20 protein-coding genes are annotated in these 18720 nt (G+C 68.5%); 11 read left to right on the top strand and 9 right to left on the bottom strand.

Features of this window, described 5'->3' with window-relative positions; translation table 11 throughout:
- The first annotated feature begins 42 nt into the window (after positions 1 to 42).
- From E5P3_RS25705 to E5P3_RS25690, 4 genes are all read left to right on the top strand, one after another.
- Positions 43 to 894, top strand: a complete 852-nt coding sequence (locus tag E5P3_RS25705) for a TauD/TfdA dioxygenase family protein (protein ID WP_197894026.1) — start codon at positions 43 to 45, stop codon at positions 892 to 894.
- Between the two features lie 46 nt (positions 895 to 940).
- Positions 941 to 1513 (top strand): RBBP9/YdeN family alpha/beta hydrolase, encoded by a 573-nt coding sequence (locus E5P3_RS25700; protein ID WP_162588546.1) that lies wholly within the window; start codon positions 941 to 943, stop codon positions 1511 to 1513.
- 149 nt (positions 1514 to 1662) lie between these two features.
- Entirely contained in the window at positions 1663 to 2028 is a 366-nt protein-coding gene (locus E5P3_RS25695; RefSeq protein ID WP_162588545.1) for an HU family DNA-binding protein, read from the top strand.
- 85 nt (positions 2029 to 2113) lie between these two features.
- Positions 2114 to 3349 carry an NAD(P)/FAD-dependent oxidoreductase gene (locus tag E5P3_RS25690; RefSeq protein WP_162588544.1) on the top strand — a complete coding sequence of 412 codons (1236 nt, stop codon included), beginning with the start codon at positions 2114 to 2116 and terminating at the stop codon, positions 3347 to 3349.
- A gap of 606 nt (positions 3350 to 3955) precedes the next feature.
- Here E5P3_RS25690 and E5P3_RS25685 read toward each other — a convergent pair.
- From E5P3_RS25685 to E5P3_RS25670, 4 genes are all read right to left on the bottom strand, one after another.
- Positions 3956 to 4960, bottom strand: coding sequence for a PRC-barrel domain-containing protein (locus E5P3_RS25685; RefSeq protein WP_162588543.1), 1005 nt, complete (start codon positions 4958 to 4960; stop codon positions 3956 to 3958).
- A gap of 261 nt (positions 4961 to 5221) precedes the next feature.
- Entirely contained in the window at positions 5222 to 5554 is a 333-nt protein-coding gene (locus E5P3_RS35895) for a hypothetical protein (RefSeq protein WP_232073309.1), read from the bottom strand.
- A gap of 1 nt (position 5555) precedes the next feature.
- On the bottom strand, positions 5556 to 6005 hold the full coding sequence (locus E5P3_RS25675; protein ID WP_162588541.1) for a hypothetical protein: 450 nt from the start codon (positions 6003 to 6005) through the stop codon (positions 5556 to 5558).
- 295 nt (positions 6006 to 6300) lie between these two features.
- Positions 6301 to 7083, bottom strand: coding sequence for an IclR family transcriptional regulator domain-containing protein (locus tag E5P3_RS25670; RefSeq protein ID WP_162588540.1), 783 nt, complete (start codon positions 7081 to 7083; stop codon positions 6301 to 6303).
- A gap of 149 nt (positions 7084 to 7232) precedes the next feature.
- On the opposite strand from E5P3_RS25670, the gene E5P3_RS25665 reads away from it, so the two are divergent.
- Genes E5P3_RS25665 through pcaF form a run of 3 tightly spaced genes read left to right on the top strand, consistent with a single transcriptional unit; the run spans position 7233 to position 9813 of the window.
- A complete protein-coding gene (locus tag E5P3_RS25665) occupies positions 7233 to 7934 on the top strand; it encodes a 3-oxoacid CoA-transferase subunit A (RefSeq protein WP_162588539.1) in 702 nt (233 codons plus the stop codon).
- Between the two features lie 2 nt (positions 7935 to 7936).
- Positions 7937 to 8581, top strand: coding sequence for a 3-oxoacid CoA-transferase subunit B (locus tag E5P3_RS25660; RefSeq protein ID WP_174263162.1), 645 nt, complete (start codon positions 7937 to 7939; stop codon positions 8579 to 8581).
- Between the two features lie 26 nt (positions 8582 to 8607).
- Positions 8608 to 9813: a 3-oxoadipyl-CoA thiolase gene (gene pcaF / locus E5P3_RS25655; protein ID WP_162588537.1), complete on the top strand. Its 1206-nt coding sequence runs from the start codon at positions 8608 to 8610 to the stop codon at positions 9811 to 9813.
- Between the two features lie 66 nt (positions 9814 to 9879).
- Here the strand turns inward: pcaF and E5P3_RS25650 are convergent, their stop codons facing one another.
- Complete coding sequence (locus E5P3_RS25650) at positions 9880 to 10812, bottom strand: ornithine cyclodeaminase family protein (RefSeq protein WP_162588536.1); 933 nt, start codon at positions 10810 to 10812, stop codon at positions 9880 to 9882.
- Between the two features lie 49 nt (positions 10813 to 10861).
- Between E5P3_RS25650 and E5P3_RS25645 the strand changes: the two genes are divergently transcribed.
- The 4 genes from E5P3_RS25645 (at position 10862) to E5P3_RS25630 (ending at position 13694) form a co-directional block, all read left to right on the top strand.
- Positions 10862 to 12088: an RtcB family protein gene (locus E5P3_RS25645; protein ID WP_162588535.1), complete on the top strand. Its 1227-nt coding sequence runs from the start codon at positions 10862 to 10864 to the stop codon at positions 12086 to 12088.
- Between the two features lie 141 nt (positions 12089 to 12229).
- The gene (locus E5P3_RS25640; RefSeq protein ID WP_162588534.1) at positions 12230 to 12991 is read left to right on the top strand and encodes a sulfite exporter TauE/SafE family protein; all 762 of its coding nucleotides are present in this window, start codon (positions 12230 to 12232) and stop codon (positions 12989 to 12991) included.
- An 86-nt stretch (positions 12992 to 13077) separates the two neighbouring features.
- Positions 13078 to 13296: a hypothetical protein gene (locus E5P3_RS25635; protein ID WP_162588533.1), complete on the top strand. Its 219-nt coding sequence runs from the start codon at positions 13078 to 13080 to the stop codon at positions 13294 to 13296.
- Positions 13297 to 13325: 29 nt separating this feature from the next.
- On the top strand, positions 13326 to 13694 hold the full coding sequence (locus E5P3_RS25630; protein ID WP_162588532.1) for a hypothetical protein: 369 nt from the start codon (positions 13326 to 13328) through the stop codon (positions 13692 to 13694).
- A 31-nt stretch (positions 13695 to 13725) separates the two neighbouring features.
- Here the strand turns inward: E5P3_RS25630 and E5P3_RS25625 are convergent, their stop codons facing one another.
- From E5P3_RS25625 to E5P3_RS25610, 4 genes are read right to left on the bottom strand one after another with little or no spacing between them, the layout of a single operon-like run.
- Positions 13726 to 14211 carry a MarR family winged helix-turn-helix transcriptional regulator gene (locus E5P3_RS25625; RefSeq protein ID WP_162588531.1) on the bottom strand — a complete coding sequence of 162 codons (486 nt, stop codon included), beginning with the start codon at positions 14209 to 14211 and terminating at the stop codon, positions 13726 to 13728.
- Between the two features lie 48 nt (positions 14212 to 14259).
- Positions 14260 to 15987, bottom strand: coding sequence for an acyl-CoA dehydrogenase family protein (locus E5P3_RS25620; RefSeq protein ID WP_162588530.1), 1728 nt, complete (start codon positions 15985 to 15987; stop codon positions 14260 to 14262).
- Entirely contained in the window at positions 15984 to 17705 is a 1722-nt protein-coding gene (locus E5P3_RS25615; RefSeq protein ID WP_443083267.1) for a tannase/feruloyl esterase family alpha/beta hydrolase, read from the bottom strand. The genes E5P3_RS25620 and E5P3_RS25615 overlap by 4 nt, the downstream gene beginning before the upstream one ends.
- Positions 17702 to 18691, bottom strand: a complete 990-nt coding sequence (locus tag E5P3_RS25610; RefSeq protein WP_162588529.1) for a tripartite tricarboxylate transporter substrate-binding protein — start codon at positions 18689 to 18691, stop codon at positions 17702 to 17704. The genes E5P3_RS25615 and E5P3_RS25610 overlap by 4 nt, the downstream gene beginning before the upstream one ends.
- Positions 18692 to 18720 lie beyond the last annotated feature (29 nt).

The following is an 18720-nucleotide window of genomic DNA, read 5'->3' as shown; positions in this document are numbered from 1 at the left end:
CCGGCGCCCGCCGTGGTCCGCGCGACCTCCCTGGGCAACTCGATCCACGTCGAGCCACTCACCTGTTCGATCGGCGCCGAGCTCGGCAACGTCAACCTGGGCGCGGCGGCGGAGGATGACCTGCTGATGGCCGAGATCCGGGCGCTGCTGCTGGAGCATCGCGTCGTGTTCTTTCGCGACCAGGACATCACGCGCGCCCAGCACGTGGCCTTTGCGCGCCGCTTCGGCGAGCTGGAGGACCACCCGGTGGTGGGCAGCCATCCCGACCATCCGGGGCTGGTCCAGATCTACAAGACTCCCGAGAGTCCGCCCGAACGTCACGAGAATTCCTGGCACACCGATGCCACCTGGCGCGAGAAGCCACCGCTGGGCTGCGTGCTGCGCTGTGTCGAATGCCCGCCTGTGGGCGGCGACACCATGTGGGTCAACATGGTGGAGGCGTATCGGCAGCTGCCCGAGGACGTCAAGGCGAAGATCGCGCCGCTGCGCGCGCGGCACAGCATCGAGTCGAGCTTTGGCGCGGCCATGCCGATCGATAAGCGCCTTGCGCTGAAGGCGCAGTACCCGGACGCCGAGCACCCGGTGGTCCGCACCCATCCCGAAACCGGCGAGAAGGTGCTGTTCGTCAATGGCAGCTTCACCACGCATTTCACCAATTTCAATACGCCGGACAACGTGCGCTTCGGCCTGGACAAGTCGCCGGGCGCCAGTCACCTGCTCAACTTCCTTGTCAGCCAGGCCCTCATCCCCGAGTACCAGGTGCGCTTTCGTTGGAAGAAGAACAGCGTGGCGTTCTGGGACAACCGCTCCACGCAGCACTACGCAGTGATGGACTACCCGCCGTGCCACCGCAAGATGGAGCGCACGGCCATCGTCGGTGACGCGCCGTACTGAAACGGCCGACACGAACGACACGAACTTCGAGGAAAGAACCCACCCGATGAACGCCACGCGACAAGCAACGATCCTGATCGTTCCCGGCCTGCGCGACCATGTCGAGGACCACTGGCAAACGTGCCTGGAGCGCAAGCTGTCTTCCGTGCGCAAGGTCGTCTCCGTGCCGCCGCTGGAGACCGACAAGCTGAGTTGCACGGCGCGCGTTTCGGCGGTCCAGCAGGCCATCGAGGCCATCGAAGGCCCCCTCATGGTCGTCGCGCACAGCGCCGGCGTCATCATGATGGTGCATTGGGCGCAAAAGCACACCCGGAAGCTCGAGGGCGCGTTGTTGGCAGCGCCGCCGGATTTCGAGTCGCCGCTTCCGGCGGGCTATCCGACCCTGGATGTCCTGCAGGCGAATGGCTGGCTGCCGGTACCCCGGCGCCCGCTGCCCTTCCGCAGCATCGTGGCCGCCAGCACCAACGATCCGCTCGGCACCCTCGACCGCGTCACCCAGATGGCGAAGGACTGGGGCAGCGAACTGGTCAACGTGGGAGCGGTGGGCCATATCAATCCGGCGTCGGGCTATGGCGAGTGGCCGTTGGCGGAGCGATTCATGCAGTCCCTGGAGTCCTGATCTTTCGTGGCGAGGGCGGGAGTTCCGCAAGGCGTCGGCGGCTCCCGCTGGTGCCCCCAGGAGTGGACACCCGGTAAACTCCGCCGGCGCCGGCATCGGCCGGGGTCGCCGCAGGCAACGCGGCGCATCTCTAAATCCAAGGAATCTGAATGAATCGCATCGAACTGGTCGAGAAGATCGCCACCGCCCACAACCTGAGCAAGGCCGAGGCCGCGCGCGTGCTCGAAACAGTCACCAGCTCCATCGTCAATGCCGTGAAGAAGGACGACCCTGTCCAGCTCGTCGGCTTCGGCACTTTCAAGCAGGTCGCCCGCGCGGCGCGCTCCGGCTTCAACCCCCAGGCAGGCACGAAGATCAAGATCGCGGCGACCAAGGTGCCGAAGTTCGTGGCCGGCGCCGCCTTCAAGGCCGCCATCGACCCGAAGGCCGCCAAGCGCAAGGCCGAGAAGGCTGCAGCGAAACCTGCGGTGAAGAAGGCTGCGCCGGCGAAGAAGGCGGCAGCCAAGAAGAAGTAAGCCACGGCGATGGCCGGTCCTGCGCAGGGCAGGCCATGCTGTACCGGAGCCGCCCACCGGGCGGCTTTTTTCTGGGGCGCGTGCAATGGTCACTGATGTATTGGTACTGGGTGCGGGCATGGTCGGCGCGAGCACCGCCCTGCAACTGGCCCTGCGTGGGCATTCCGTCGCATTGGTCGACCGGCGAGCGCCTGGCCGCGAGACGTCCTACGGCAACGCGGGGATCATCCAGCGCGAGGCCGTCGAACCCTACGCATTTCCTCGCGACTGGTTGGCGGTTCTCAACGTCGCCTTCAAGCGAGGCATGGATGTCAACTACCACCTTGGCGCCCTGCCATCGGTCATGTCGCCACTGGCGCGGTACTGGCATGCCTCGGCCACACCGCGCTACGCGCCCATCGCCCGCGACTACAGCCGCCTGATCGAACACTGCCTGACCGAGCACCAGGCGCTCATCACCGAGTCTGGCGCGGGCGCCCTCGTGCGCAAGGAAGGCTTTCGGATGGCCTTTCACAGCCAGGCGGCGATGGACGGCGCTGCGTCGCGGGCCGTCCAACTTCAAGAGCGCTACGGTGTGCGGCACGCACTGCTGGACGGTGAGGCGTTGTCGCGGGCGGAGCCCGGTCTTCGCGCACGGCTGGCCGGCGCGCTGCACTGGCTGGACCCGTGGTCGGTGAGCGATCCCGGAGCGCTGGTGGAACACTACGTCAATAGATTCATCGCGCTCGGCGGCCACCTGGCCGAAGGCAACGCCGCGAGCCTGACGCGCATTGCGGGCGGATGGCAAGTGCAGTCCGCGGCCGGTCCGCTGGTCGCACGCCACGCCGTCGTCGCGCTGGGCCCCTGGGCTGGCGAGTTGACCTCCACGCTCGGGTACAAGCTGCCGCTTTTCGTCAAGCGCGGATACCACCGCCACTACCGGGGCGGTCCGGGCTTGCGGCTCCCGCTGCTGGACGCAGAACGCGGCTTCGTGATCGTGCCGATGTCGCGCGGCATGCGCCTCACGACGGGGGCGGAGTTTGCCCGCATCGGGGCGCCTTCGACGCCGGTGCAGCTCGACAAGGCCGAGCGGGCAGCGCGCGAGCTGATCGACCTGCCGGAGCCGGTCGAGGCCGAGCCGTGGCTGGGCAACCGCCCCTGCACGGCGGACATGAAGCCGGTGATCGGGCCGGCGCCGAAGCATCCGGGGCTGTGGTTCAACTTCGGTCATGGGCACCAAGGCTTCACCCTGGGCCCGGTCAGTGGTCGCCTGATTGCCGAGATGATCGAGGGGACGACGCCTCTCGTCGACCCGGCTGCATTCCTGCCATCGCGGTTCTGATCAGGGGCTCGTCGATCTGCCGGGTGCGCAGCAGCAGCAGGTGTCCTTATCGCGCCGAGTCCCGTTTGCAGCGCTCGGCCGGGCCCGGGCAGTCGTGCCCACCGGACGGCCCCGCCTTCGGCATCGCGCCGCGATCCACTGGCTTCCTGGCCGTTGGCGGCTTCTCGATCATCCCGGGGTCCACTCGCGGCGGTGGCCGATTGATGGATTCGGGGTCGACATGAGCCGGGGGTGTTTTCACAATGCCGGGGTCCCCTGAGGGAGCGGAAGCGGGAGCGGGAGCAGATGCCACCGGCGCCGGCGGCGCAGGGTCATGAGCCCGCGGCACGGGTTGAGCAGCCAAGCCGGGACACAGCGCGACGAGGGTGGCGGCCCTGACGAGTTGTACTGTCTTCATGGTGTTCCGTCCTCTGGTACGGCAATAGTCTGAAGTGGTTCCATCCGCCTTCCGGCGCGGCACGCCCCGGTCGTGCAGGCGCTGGTCGCCTGCATGGTCGGAGGCGGAGCCCGCTCCAAAGACCGCGCCGCGCCCGATTGCTTTGTCGCGCACGCGCGGCGTTGATGGTTAGACGCCGGAGGCAGGCACCGCTCAAGGCGAGCCCGTGTTCAGCGCTCCATCTTGTAGTTGGAGGTGAACTCGCTGCGGCTGACCTTGCCGTCGCTGTTCTTGTCCAACTGCGTCCACGCGCTGCGCACGCCGGTGTTGCCCTTGGCTTCGGTCTCGCTCAGGACCCCGTTCTTGTCGTCGTCCAGGCGGGCAAACACTGTCGCGGGCGAATCGGCCGTGCCGGTGACCGTGATCAGGTAGTGATCCACGTCGGCCACCCACACGCGATCGTTCAGGTTGGCCCAGCGCTGGGCATCGAACTTCTTCATGGCCTGGATCTTCGACTTGTCCACATCGAGCACCAGTTCGTCCTTGTCGGCGGTCAGGTTGAAGGCCTTCAGCGGAAACGCATAGAGTTCTTCGGGAGCCGCCCAAGACGGGTCGAAGGCGAGCGCGGCGTAGTGCACCTTGCCTGTCGCCATGTTGATGACAAGGTCCTTGATGTCGCCGATGTCCTTGCCGTCGCGGCTCATGACGTCCTTGCCGATCAGCTCGCTGGCGCGAAACGCCCGGGCATCGCGCGACGGCTGCATGACGCCGTAGGCTTTGTCGACCCGGTCGATGTAGCGGCGATCCTTGAGCGCGGTGTTCCAGTCAGCCTTGTTGACGCTGGCGCGCTCCAGGCGCTCCTTGGACATGTTGTAGCTCAGGTCGTCGCCGTCGGCCGCCAGTCGCAACTCCTTGGTCGGCACTGCGAACAACTGCTCGGCCTTGAAGATGCCGGGGTCGAATTCCAGCATGGCGTAGCGCACGTCGCCTGTGTTCATGTTGACGATCAGATCGCGGATCTGGCCGATGTTCTTGCCATCGACACCGCGAACGCTCTTGTCAATCAGCTTGCTGGCGCGCAATGCGCGGTAGCCTTGCGTCGCCTGGGTCGAACCGGCGGCGCTCGCCGAGGGCGCGTCGCTCTTGCCGCTCTGGGCAGATGCAGGGGCCGCCAGCCCGACGGCGAGTGCCGGCACCAGCGCGGCGTGAAGGAGGGCAAGAGAGAAGCGGTTCATCTGAGTCTCCTTGGAGTGGGTGGATGGTCTTGTTGGAGGTTTGCGCTCAACGCCAGTTCGTCGGCATTTCGAGCCTGGGTCTGTAGGACAGATCACGCCTCCTCGGCACCAGTCACCGGTTGTGGCGCTGCGGCGTTTGCGCGTGGTGTTCAATGCCGTGGAAGCACACTTCCGGCCAATCGTGGTGACAGGACGAAGAGGAGCCGCGGGAGATTGCCTGCGCGCACCGCGTCGCCACAGCAGGTTAAACCCACCCCTGAATCATGACTTGCATGCGATGCGTGCTGAATGGATGTCCTCGAACTGGCCGAGCTTGCGGTCGTCGAGATCAGGGACCTGTCGGCCAGGACGCAGCACGGCGGTGCGGTTCTGGAAATGCTCGTAGTCGAAGGTGGTTGCCGTCGCATTCGGGCCCACCGCCGCGCTGCTCCAGTTGATCCAGAGGCCCCCGGGAATGTTGATTTTCAGCATCTCCACCGGCCCGATCAGGGTGAGGCTGCTCGCCTCAGCACCAGCACCAGCACCAGCACCAGCACCAGCACCAGCACTGCCGCCGGTCGCCGGGCCAGGTGCCTGCGCCCAGGATGTCCTCAAGCTACTTGGAGGCTTGCGCGCCCGACAGTCTCTCTGCCGGCGCATCGAAATGGAAGACCATCTGGTGCCGGTCCCGATCCGAATCGATCGTGGTGGTCTTGCGCTGCGCTTGATTCTGGAAGCGTGCTTCTACGGTATAGCTGCCGCGCGGAAGGTCCACCATCAGCCAGGGGCCGTCAAGCGTGCCGGTGTAAACCGTCCGACCGGTCCGGTCGGTGATCTGGATGCGGACATCCGACAAGTAGGCGCCCGAGCCGCGCGCAGCCGTGACGGCCCACAGGCTGTATTGATTGCGCTCGTCCTTGAGCCTGCTTTGCTCGAGATCACCAACGCCGCCGGAGACGGCGGCTCGTCCCTCGCCGAAGCTCGTGCGGGTCAGCGCCGATGCCGATGCGCAGGCCAGCGCAACGCAGGCCATGCTGCAGAGTTTCGTCACGGAAAGCGCTTTCATGATCAACTCCTTTCTGCCGTGAAAAAGAGTTGGAGGCGCGGCGGCGTCGGCGGTTCTGGCTATCTGCGCATGCGGCGATCGGGGTATTCCCGAGGCGTTCGGGAATCAGGAGCGGCGACAGCCGCGTGGCGAGGTCGCGGAACGCAATGCCGAGAGAAGTCTCGGGCGCGAACGAGGGCGCCAACTACTTCTCTGCGGCGCGTGCTTCGCCTCACGAACGGAATCGTCCGCGCCTCCTGGCGCGAAAGGGTCAGCGCTGGCGCGGGTTCACCCGAGGGGCGGAGTCCGTGCCCGACTAGAGCAGCCGCGAGATTTCCTGCGCCGCCCCCATCAGCGCCGGCAGCATCGTCTCCTGCATCACCTTCGGGCTCGTGCGATTGGCCTGCCCGCTGATGTTGAGCGCGGCCACCATGCGTCCGCCGCGGTCGACGATGGGCGCGGCGATGGAGACCAGTCCTTCCTCCAGCTCCTGGTTCACCAGGCACCAGCGCTGGCGCCGGGCCTGCTGCACCTTGGCGAAGAGCGCGTCGATGTCGGTCAGCGTGTGGCGCGTGAGCGGGGCGATGCTCGACGCCTCGAGGCGCGCGCGCAGCGCGTCGTCGTCCAGGTCGGCCAGCAGCAGCCGGCCCATGGAGGTGCACCACGCCGGCAGGCGCGAGCCGATGCCCAGGCTGATGCGCATGATCTTGTGCGTGGGCACGCGCAGCACGTAGACGATGTCGGTGTCGTCGAGCACCGCCGCCGAGCACGACTCCTGCACCTGCTGCACCAGCGCCTCCATCACCGGCTCGGCGCGGTTCCAGATCGGCATGGACGACAGGTAGGCGAAGCCCAGGTCGAGGATGCGCGGCGTCAGCGCGAACTGCTTGCCGTCGGACTGGACGTAGCCCAGGGTCTGCAGCGTGAGCAGGATGCGGCGAGCGCCGGCGCGGGTGAGGCCGGTGGCGGCCGCGACCTCGCTGAGCGTCTGGCGCGGCGCACGCTCGCTGAAGGAGCGGATGACCTGCAGCCCGCGGGCGAAGGACTGCACGTAGCTGTCGCCGGGCGTGGGGGCGGCGGGCTTCTTCCGGGTTGCCATGTGGGTTGTCGTGCGGGTTGCCATGTGGAGCGATCTTCTCTAGAATTCATTATACGAACACATGTTCGATATGCGAACAATCGGGAACATTGTGCTCCATGCCTGAAGCCGAGGCTTTCGGCTTTTCCCTTACCCCGGAGACAGATTCAATGATCAACAAGATCGCCCGCTCGATCGCCGATGCCATGGCCGGCATCCCCGACGGCGCCACGGTCCTCATCGGCGGCTTCGGCACCGCCGGCATTCCCAACGAGCTGATCGACGGCCTGATCGAGCAGGGCGCCAAGGAGCTCACCGTCGTCAACAACAACGCCGGCAACGGCGACACCGGGCTGGCCGCGCTGCTCAAGGCCGGGCGGGTGCGCAAGATCATCTGCAGCTTCCCGCGCCAGGCCGACAGCTATGTGTTCGACGAGCTCTACCGCTCCGGCAAGCTGGAGCTGGAGCTGGTGCCGCAGGGCAACCTGGCCGAGCGCATCCGCGCGGCCGGCGCGGGCGTCGGTGCCTTCTTCTGCCCCACGGGCTATGGCACAGAGCTGGCCGGCGAGCGCGAGACGCGCATGATCGACGGCAAGCAGTACGTGCTGGAGTACCCGATCCGCGGCGATGTGGCGCTGATCAAGGCCGAGCAGGGCGACCGCTGGGGCAACCTGGTGTACCGCAAGGCGGCGCGCAACTTCGGGCCCGTGATGGCGATGGCTTCCGAACGCACCATTGCCACGGTGCACGAGATCGTGGAGCTCGGCGAGATGGACCCCGAGGCTATCGTCACCCCGGGCATCTTCGTCAGCAGCATCGTCAAGATCGACCGCGTGGCAACCCAGGCCGGCGGTTTCAAGAAGGCAGCATGACCATGAGCAATTACCAACGCCGCACCAAGGACCAGCTCGCAGCGCGGGTCGCGCAGGACATCTTCGACGGCGCCGTCGTCAACCTCGGCATCGGCCAGCCCACGCTGGTGGCCAACCACCTGCCGGCCGGCCGCGAGGTCATCCTGCACAGCGAGAACGGCATCCTCGGCATGGGCCCCGCGCCGGCCGCGGGCGAGGAGGACTACGACCTCATCAACGCCGGGAAGCAGCCGGTCACGCTCCTTCCGGGCGGCGCGTACTTCCACCACGCCGACAGCTTCGCCATGATGCGCGGCGGGCACCTGGACATCTGCGTGCTGGGCGCCTTCCAGGTCTCCGCCACCGGCGACCTGGCCAACTGGAGCACCGGCGAGGCGGGCGCGATCCCCGCGGTGGGCGGCGCCATGGACCTGGCCATCGGCGCCAGGCAGACCTGGGTCATGATGGACTTGCTCACCAAGAAGGGCGAGAGCAAGATCGTCGCGCAGTGCACCTATCCGCTGACCGGCATCGGCTGCGTGAAGCGCGTGTATTCCGACCTTGCCACGCTCGAATGCACGCCCGCGGGCCTGAAGCTCATCGACAAGGTCGAGGGCCTCGAGCATGCCGAGCTGGAGAAGCTGGTCGGCCTGCCGATCGCTGTCTGACACCCCCGTTCAACCAGAGACACACCATGACCACCCAAGCCTTCATCTGCGACGCAGTTCGCACCCCCTTCGGTCGCTACGGCGGCTCCCTCTCGAGCGTGCGCGCCGACGACCTCGGCGCCGTGCCGCTCAAGGCGCTGATGGAACGCAACAAGGAAGTCGACTGGCAGGCCGTGACCGACGTGCTGTACGGCTGCGCCAACCAGGCCGGCGAGGACAACCGCAACGTGGCGCGCATGTCGGCGCTGCTGGCGGGCCTGCCGCTGGAACTGGGTGGCGCCACCATCAACCGGCTGTGCGGCTCGGGCCTCGATGCCGTGGGCAGCGCGGCGCGTGCCATCAAGGCCGGCGAGGCCGGGCTGATGATCGCGGGCGGCGTGGAGAGCATGAGCCGCGCTCCCTTCGTGATGCCAAAGGCCGAGAGCGCCTTCAGCCGCAGCAACGCGGTGTACGACACCACCATCGGCTGGCGCTTCGTCAACAAGCTGATGAAGGCGCAGTACGGCGTCGATTCCATGCCCGAGACGGCCGAGAACGTGGCGACCGACTACAAGATCGAGCGCGAGGCCCAGGACCGCATGGCGCTGGCCTCGCAGCAGCGCGCGGTCGCGGCGCAGAAGTCGGGCTTCTTCGATGCCGAGATCGTGCCGGTGCTCGTGCCGCAGAAGAAGGGCGACCCGGTCGTCGTGAACAAGGACGAGCATCCGCGCGACACCAGCCTGGAAGCGCTCGCCAAGCTCAAGGGCGTGGTGCGCCCCGACGGTACGGTGACGGCCGGCAATGCCAGCGGCGTGAACGACGGCGCCTGCGCGCTGCTGCTGGCCGACGAGGCGAGCGCCGCGAAGTACGGCCTGACGCCGCGCGCCCGCGTGGTGGGCATGGCCACCGCCGGCGTGCCGCCGCGCGTGATGGGCATCGGCCCGGCGCCGGCCACCGAGAAGGTGCTGAAGCTCACAGGCCTGAAGCTCGACCAGATCGACGTGATCGAGCTCAACGAGGCCTTCGCCGCGCAGGGCCTGGCGGTGCTGCGCCTGCTCGGCCTGAAGGACGACGACGCGCGCGTCAACATCAACGGCGGCGCGATCGCGCTGGGCCACCCGCTGGGCGCCAGCGGCGCGCGGCTGGCGACCACGGCGGTCAACCAGCTGCACAAGGGCGGCGGGCGCTATGCGCTGTGCACCATGTGCATTGGCGTGGGCCAAGGCATCGCGGTCATCCTCGAACGGGTCTGACCGGACGCGCCCCGGGCGGGAGCTGACGCGTCGCCCGCCTGAAGGTGGCGCTCGCGGGCGAGGGTGCTAGGACGCGGCCTGCCACACCAGCGTGGCGGCCGCGAGGTCTTCGAGCGCGCTGCCGACGGCCTTGAAGACTGTTCGCTCGGCGCCGTTCGCGCGCCCCGCGTGCCGGCCCTTGCACAGGTCGGCCAGCGTGGCCTGCACCGCGTCGCGCGACAGGGTGCCGGCCGCCATCGCTTCGAGCAGGTCGCCGGCCTTCAGCAAGGCCTCCTCGGTATCGACGAAGGTCCGCGCGCCGGCAAAGCAGGCCGGGTCGGCCTCGCGCATCTGAGGCGTGAAGCTGCCGATCAGGTCCAGGTGCGAGCCCGGCGCGAGCCATTCTCCCTTCACCAGGGGCGAAGTCGCGAGGGTGGCGCAGCTCACGATGTCCGCGGCGCGCACGGCGGCTTCCAGATCGGCCGCGGGCTGCGCGTTCCAGCCTTCGCTGCGCCATTGGGTTGCCAGGGCTTGCGCCCCCTCGGGGCGGTGGTTCCAAACCTGGACCTCCTCGATCGCGCGCACGCTCGCATGCGCTGCCGGCAGCAGGCGCGCGACGCGGCCGGTGCCCAGCACCAGCAGGCGCCGCGCGTCCGTGCGCGCGAGAAAGGATGCGCCCAGCGCCGACGCCCCCGCCGTCCGGTGCGCGGTGATTTCGTTGCCGTCCATCGTCGCCAACGGCACGCCGGTGTGCGCGTCGTAGAGCACATAGGTGGCGTGCAGCCCGGGCAGCCCGCGGGCGCCGTTGCCGGGAAAGATGTTGATGGTCTTGATGCCGAGGTAGCCGGCCTCGTTCCAGGCCGGCATGATCAGCACCGTGCCGCGGTCGGCGCCGGCCTCGACGGTGTGGACATGGCGGGCGGGCACCGTGGTATCGCCCGCGAAGGCGGTGCGCAGCGCCGGGATCAGCCGATCGAGATCCAAGGCGGAGCGCGTGGTCTGGGCGTCGAGATGCTTCATGGAAGAACCGGGCCGCGGACAATGGCAGAGGCCCTGAAGGGAGAAAGACATGCAACAGAAGAATTATGAAGAGCACGCGGTCGAGAACGGCGTGCCGGTGAAGATGTGGACCCGGGGCGTGCCCGTCGAGGACGAGGCGCGCAAGCAGCTCGAGAACGCGGCGCGCCTGCCCATCGTGTTCAGGCACATCGCGGCCATGCCCGACGTGCACTACGGTATCGGCGCGACCGTCGGTTCGGTGATCCCGACCTTCAAGGCCATCATCCCGGCCGCCGTGGGCGTGGACATCGGCTGCGGAATGATGGCGTGCAAGACCACGCTGCATGCCAACGACCTGCCCGACAACCTGGGCCCGCTGCGCTCGGCGATCGAGAAGGCCGTGCCGCACGGAAGCAACCCCAAGCGCATGGGCCGCGACAAGGGCGCATGGGAAACGCCGCCGGACGAGACCGATGCCGCCTGGGCAACGCTGGTCGATGAGTTCGAGGCGATCTGCGAGGACTACCCGCGTCTGAAGAACACCAACAACCACAAGCACCTGGGTACGCTGGGTACGGGCAATCACTTCATCGAGGTCTGCCTCGACGAGGCGGGTTCGGTGTGGTTCATGCTGCACTCGGGTTCGCGCGGCGTGGGCAATGCCATCGGCACGCACTTCATCGAGCTCGCCAGGAAGGACGCCGAGCAGCACCAGCGCAACCTGCCCGATGTCGACCTGGCGTATTTCGAGGAAGGCGCGAGGTACTTCGGCGACTATGTGCGTGCGGTGGGCTGGGCCCAGAGGTTCGCGCGTGCCAATCGGGAGGTGATGATGCAGCGCGTGGTTGCGGTCGTGCGCAAGGTGATCGGCAGGCCCTTCGAGGCCCACGTGGAAGCGGTGAACTGCCACCACAACTACGTGCAGCGCGAGACGCACTTCGGCCAGGATGTGCTCGTGACCCGCAAGGGCGCGGTGAGCGCGAAGGCCGGCGAACTGGGGATCATCCCAGGCAGCATGGGCGCCAAGAGCTACATCGTGCGCGGCAAGGGCAACCCGGAGAGCTTCATGAGCTGCAGCCACGGTGCGGGTCGCAAGATGAGCCGAACCAAGGCGAAGAAGCTCTACACCGTGGCCGACCAGATCGCCGCGACTGAAGGCGTCGAGTGCCGCAAGGATGCCGACGTGATCGACGAGATCCCGATGGCCTACAAGGACATTGACGCTGTGATGGAGGCGCAGAAGGACCTGGTGGACGTGGTGTACACACTCAGGCAGGTGGTGTGTGTCAAGGGGTAGGGCATTTGCCGCAAGGTCTCTTGAAGCAGACGGAACTCTATTTGCGCGAGTTCACGTCGTTTGAAGAGTCGACGCCCTAAAGCAGCCTGCTACGCTCACCGGTGCCGCGCAAGGCGGCTTTCCTCCATTTCCTGCGTCTTCATGGCATCCCTCATCATCAGCGACTGGTATTTCTATGCGGTCGCGGTTCCCGCCGTGCTCATGCTCGGCGTCAGCAAGAGCGGCTTCGGCGCCGGCTTCGGTTCGCTGGCAGTGCCCGTGCTGGCCCTGGCGGTCACCGTGCCGCAGGCGGCGGCGATCCTGATGCCGGTGCTGCTGCTGATGGACCTGCTGGGCATCGCCGCCTTCCGGCGCGACTTCGATCGCTCGCTGCTGTATTTCCTGATTCCCTTCGGCCTGGTCGGTACGCTGGTCGGCACGGTGCTGTTCCGGGTGCTGCCCGCGCACGCGGTGGCGGGCATCGTCGGCGTTTTCACGCTGCTGTTCCTGGCGCAGCGTGTGCTCTTCCCGCCGCGCGCGGATGCGCCGCCGCCGTCGAAGGTCACGGGTGCCGTTCTGACCGCCATCGGCGGCTTCACCAGCTTCATTGCGCATGCGGGCGGCCCGCCGGTGAATGCCTACGTGATTCCGCTGCGCCTAAGGCCGATGGTCTATACCGCGACGCTGGCCTATTTCTTCTTCGTGGTGAACCTGAGCAAGTGGATCCCCTACGCATGGCTCGGACTGCTCGACTGGCGCAACATGGCGACCTCGCTGGTGCTGCTGCCGATCGCGCCGTTGGGCGTTCGGCTCGGCGTCCGGATCGCGCGCCGGATCGACGCGGTCTGGTTCTACCGCTTTGTGTACCTCGGTATGCTTTTGACCGGCATCAAGCTGAGCTGGGATGGATTCCTGGCAGCGTGAGGAGCGTATGACATAGGCCCTTATCGGCCATGTAATGCAAAGCTCTACGATTGCCGCGCCGTCGCCGCGTGTGCAAAATTTCACACATGTCCGAATCGATGACCACGCCCGCCAAGCTCGAGGATTCCGAGCTGCAGAGCCTGGCTGCCGAGTGGCGCATCCGCGCCATGCAGGGAGACCAGCTGGCGCACCGCATGGCGCAGGCCCTCGAGGCCGAGCAGCGCCGGCGCATTCGCGATTCCGGCCTGCAACTGCTGCCTCCGGCACGTTCCTCCGCCTCGGCGCCCTGGTGGAAATTCTGGTGACGCAGCCCCACGGATTTTCCTGACCGCCGATGGACTTTGCGATCTCGCTGGCCCTGGCGAGCCTTTTCCTGGCAACCCTTCTTTCCAACATGCTCGCCCGCCGGCGCGAGAAGGCGCTGGTGTTCGACCCGATCACCCACGAGGCGCGCGAGCTGCTGCTGCGCGAGCGCGCTGCGCCCGTGCCGCTGTGCCCGACGCTCGGCCCCGAGCACTGGGCTCGCCTGGAGGCGGTGCAGCCCTCGTGGCGGCGGCAGGTGTTCGAGGCCGCGCGCACCCGCTACTTCGAGGCGCGCAAGGCCTTTTCCCGCAACGAGATCGACGGCGAGCTCTATTACCCGAACCCCGCCTTGGTGGCTGGCGCGGCGCACCAGGTGCTGATGCTGACGGAGCGCTTCTGACGCCCCGGGCTGCCCGCGGCGGGGCGCCCCTTCAGTGATAGATCTTCTGCAGCAGCCGTATCAGCGTCTCGCGCTCGCGCGCCGTGAGCTTGGCGCTGGCTTCCGCTTCCAGCTCGACCACCGTGCGCTCAGCGTCGCGCACCAGGGACTCGCCGGCCGCGGTCAGGTACAGGCCGATGGCGCGGCCATCGTAGGGATGGGGGCGGCGTTCGATGAGGCCACGGCTGTCCATGGCGGAGATCAGGCTCACCAGGTTGGGCGGCAGGATATCCAGGGTGGCGCAGAGCTGCCGCGAGGTGGCGCCGGGGTTGTGCGCGAGCAGCGAGAGCACCGAGAAATCCACCTGCTTGAGCCCGTAGACCGCCATGCGTTCGGCGAAGACGGTGCTCACCGTCAGCCAGGCGCGCCGCGCGTTGTAGCCCACCAGGGCTTCGAGCACGCGGGTGTCGAGCCGGTCCGGGCGCGAGGGCTGGGCGGAGGCTGCGGGGATGGCGGCTTTCTTGCGCGGGACAGGCATGGGCCGAGGGTAACTGCCTTTGCGCAGCAGACGTAGGGGGCGTGCCCCTTATGCGGCGGCGTCGGCCGCCATGACGACCTCGCAGGCGCGCTTGACCATGCCGAGCCGCATCTCGAACTCCGGCAGCACGTATCGGCGGAAGGCCGCCGCGGGCGCCGTCCAGCGCGATGTCTCCGGCGCGGCATGCGCGATGCGCGCCGAGGCCCAGGCCAGCAGGGACAGCGCCACCACCCGCAGGTAGTCGTCGGCCACCTCATGGGGCAGGGCCGGGTCGCGCTGGGCCGCCAGGGCGATCGTGGTGCCGAGGTAGCGCAGCTGCGCGAAGCGGCGCTGCACCTCGGCGTCGAACTCGCGCGCGGCATCGAGCTCGTCGCGCAGCTCGATCAGCAGGCTCGCCATGCCGGCGCCGCCGTCGGGCACAAGCTTGCGCACCACCAGGTCGATGGCCTGGATCTGGTTGGTGCCCTCGTAGATCATGGTCACGCGGGCGTCGCGCAGCACCTGCTCGATGCCCCACTCGCGCACATAGCCGTGGCCGCCGAAGACCTGCAGGCAGGCGCTCGCGCCCTCGAAGGCCTGCTGCGTGCAGGCCGCCTTCAGCACCGGCGTGATCAGCGCGCACCAGCGTTCGGCGCGCTCGCGCCGTGCCGGGTCGGCATCGTGGCGCGCGATGTCCAGCTGCAGCGCGCTGCGGTAGGCCAGCAGGCGCGCGCCGTCGATCCAGGCGCGCTGGGTCTCGAGGAGGCGGCGCACGGCCGGATGCTCGACGATCAGGTCGGCTGCCTCGGTGCCGCGGCTGGCCGGCGCCGGGCCGGGCGCGCGCATCTGGCGCCGCTCGCGGGCGTAGGCGTCGGCCTTCTGCCAGGCGGCGTCGAGCAGGCCGATGCCCTGCAGCGCCACATGCAGGCGCGCTGCATTCATCATCACGAACATCGCGGCCAGGCCGCGGTTCGGCTCGCCGACCAGCCAGCCGGTGGCCTCGTCGAAGCGCATGGCGCAGGTGGGGCTGCCGTGCAGGCCCATCTTCTCCTCGATGCGCTCGCAGTGCACCGGGTTGCGGGTGCCATCCGGCAGCAGCTTGGGCACCAGGGCCAGCGAGAGGCCCTTGGGGCCCGCCGGCGCACCGGGCAGCCGGCAAAGCACCAGGTGCACGATGTTCGGCGTCAGGTCGTGTTCGCCGCCGGAGATGAAGATCTTGCTGCCGCTCACGCGCAGGCTGCCGTCGGGCTGCGGCAGGGCCCGCGTGCGGACCTGGCCCAGGTCGCTGCCGGCATGGGCTTCGGTCAGGCACATGGTGGCCAGCCATTCGCCGCTGGCGATCTTGGGCAGATAGGCCCGCTGCAACTCGGCGCTGCCGTGGTGCCGGATGCAGTCGTAGGCGCCATGCAGCAGGCCGGGCGCCATCGTCAGGCCGTGGTTGGCCGCGCTCAGCCACTCGAAGAGGATGGCCTCGAGCACGGCCGGCAGGCCTTGTCCGCCGTCCTCGGGTGCCGCGGACAGCGCGAGCCAGCCGCCGTCGACCAGGCCCTGGTAGGCCTCGCGGAAGCCGGGGGGCGTGAGCACCTCGCCGCCGGCCAGGCGGCAGCCCGTTTCGTCGCCGATCCGGTTCAGCGGCGCGACCACTTCGGCTACGAACTTGCCGGCCTCGTCGAGCACCTGCGCCTGGAGCGCGTCGTCGAACTCGGCGAAGGGCCCGAGCGCGCGCAGGCGCGGCGTGGCGCCGAGCACGGCGTCGAGCAGGAAGCGCTGATCGTCCGGATGGGGCTGGTAGTTCATCGGCAGGCGAAGCTGGAAGCGATCTCGGGGTCGCCGCCGGTGTAGACCGCGACGCGCGGATAGGGGCACAGCGCACGGGTGCGCCGGGGCGACCAGTCGGCCGGTATCTCTGCATTGGGCACCGCGGCGCCCGGGCCGCGCGCGCTGGCGGTGACGAACTGCGGCGCCCGGCCCTGCTCGACCCAGTCCACCAACGCGCTCAGCATGTCGAACTGGTCCGTGGCCGGGCCGCCTGCGCAATGGTTCATGCCGGGGACCGGGAAGTAGCGCGCGAAGGATGAAGCTTTGCCGCCGTGGTTCGCCTGCAGTCGCTCGTACCAGGCGGCGGTGTCGTCGGAAGAGAAGACCGGATCGCTGGTGCCGTGGTAGACGATCATCTTGGCGCCGCGTGCGCGCAGCGCGTCGAGCTTCGTGGCCTCCGGCGGGGCCATGAAGGCCATGGCCGACTCGCGATAGATGCCGGACGTGGCCTCGATCAGCGGCGCATCGCGGTCCATGCCGAAGCCCAGCGCGAAGGGCAGGCCGCCCGGCCGTTCCGCCAGCGGAGGCGTCGCGAAGATGAAGGCCACGGCGCCGGCGTCGCGCGTCGCCGGGCTCGCGAATTTCCATTCGCGCCAATTGGCACCCGCGATGCCGGCGTCGAAGGGGAAGCTGCTGTAGATGGCTCGGCCGGCGGTGTTGCGGGCACCGGCGAAGACATTGGCAAGTGCAGTCTTCTGCGCCGGTGCCAGGCAGCTGCCGTCGCGCGCGCCGCTGCAGGTGGGCACGTCGGCGTCGAGCCTGAAGCTCGCCTGGCAGGCCTTCACGTCGGAGACGATGCCGTCGGCCAGCCCGTCGAGCGCATCGCAGCGCGCGACCAGGCGGCGGGCCACCAGCTGCAGCTCCGCCGGCGTGAAGGCGCTCTGGAGATCCGGCTGGCCCGTGGGCGTGGTGGCGCTTGCGACCTTGGCGTACTGCTGCGCGCCGTAGAGCTGTGCGACCGCTGCCTTCGGCAACTGGAAGCCTGGATTGCCGGCCAGGATGCCGTCGTACTGCGCCGCCGAACGGGCAGCCGCCACCATCGCATGCCGGCCGCCGTTGGAGCAGCCGCCGATATAGGAGCGGTCCGGGCCGCGGCCATAGGCCTGCGCGATCAGGTGCTTGGCCATGGGCGTGAGCTGGGCGACGGCGTTGTAGCCGTAGTCCTGCCGCGCCTGCGGATCAAGGCCGAAGCGCGGGCCCATCGAGCCCGCATGGCCGGCATCCGAGCTGATGACGGCAAAGCCCATCTGCAGGGCGGTGCTCGCAGGGCCGCCGCCACCGATGCCGCCCATCGCCGGCACCACCACGCCGTCCAGCCCGCCATTGGCCTGGTAGAAGAAGCGGCCGTTCCAGGCGCGCGGCAGACGCAGCTCGAAGCCGATGGCGTAACGCTGGCCATCGACCGTACTGAGGCGCTCATTCATGTGGCCCTGCACCAGGCAATGCGCAGGCGCTGGGATGCTGGCGTTGCCGACGGTGACGGGACCGGCAGCGACTTCGACCGCGCTGGTGTAGACCGTGCCCGGCCGCGCGGCCTTGGCTGCGAGGTCGGTGCAGGACAGCAGTGGACCGGGCTGTGCCGCCGAGAGCTGCGGCATCGGCGCGCCAGGGCCCGATGCAGTGCAGGCCGCCAGCGCCGAGGCCAGGCTCAGCAGGCCGAGGCGCAGCCCGCCTCTGGGCGGCCGGGCGCTCCTCACGACTCCGCCGTGAAGCCGATCTGCTTGACCAGCGGCCCCCAGCGCTCGTACTCCGCCTTCTGGTCGGCCGCCATCTCCTGCGGCGTGCTGCCGTTCGCCACCAGGCCGACGAGGGCCAGGGCGTCAATCACGGACTTGTCCTTCAGCGCCGCGGTGATCGCGGCGTTGGCGGCGGCGATGGTGGCGGGCGGCGTCTTCGCAGGGGCGTAGAAGCCGAACCACTCTTCGGAGGTCACGTCCGGGTAGCCCAGTTCGGTGAAGGTCGGCACATCGGGCAGGTAGGGCGAGCGCTTGCGGCCGGAGGTGGCCAGCACGCGCACGCGGCCCGCCTTCATGTACTGCAGGTAGTCGCCGCTGGGGTTCATGGCGGCGGCGATCTGGCCGCCCACCAGGTCGGTGATGCTGGGCACGGTGCCGCGGTAGGGCACGTGCTTGAGTTCCACGCCCGCGCGCAGGCCGAGCAGCGCGCCCAGCAGGTGCGGCATCGAGCCCGCGCCGGGCGAGCCGTAGCTGGCCTGCGCCGGGTTGGCCTTGGCCCAGGCGAGGAAGTCCTTCAGCGTCTTCACCTCGGCCGGCACCGCCGGCCCCACCGCCAGGCCGTGGAACATGATGGCGCCGATCGACACCTGGGTGACGTCTTCTGGCTTGTAGGCGAGCTTGGGATAGATGTAGGGATAGACCGCCAGCGCGGAGACCGGCGCCAGCGTGAGGACCGAGCCATCGGCCGGCGAGTTCTTCAGCGTCTCCACGGCGATGCGGCCGCCCGCGCCGGGCTTGTTCTCCACGAAGCCGGGGTTCTTGCTGTAGGGCGTGCCGCCCAGCTTCTCGGCCACTCGGCGCGCGACGCTGTCGCCGGCGCTGCCGGGCGGGAACCCGTACATGATCTTGACCTGGTCCAGCGCCTGGGCCAGTGCCGAGAGGGGCGACAGGCTGCCCAGCATGGCAGCGCTGCCCAGGGCGTGCAGGAAATGGCGACGGTGTTGCATGGCGATGTCTCCTTGGTGAATTCGGGGTC

It is taken from the genome of Variovorax sp. RA8 (genome assembly GCF_901827175.1).
GTDB lineage: Bacteria > Pseudomonadota > Gammaproteobacteria > Burkholderiales > Burkholderiaceae_C > Variovorax.
This window is presented reverse-complemented; position numbering and strand designations above follow the sequence as displayed.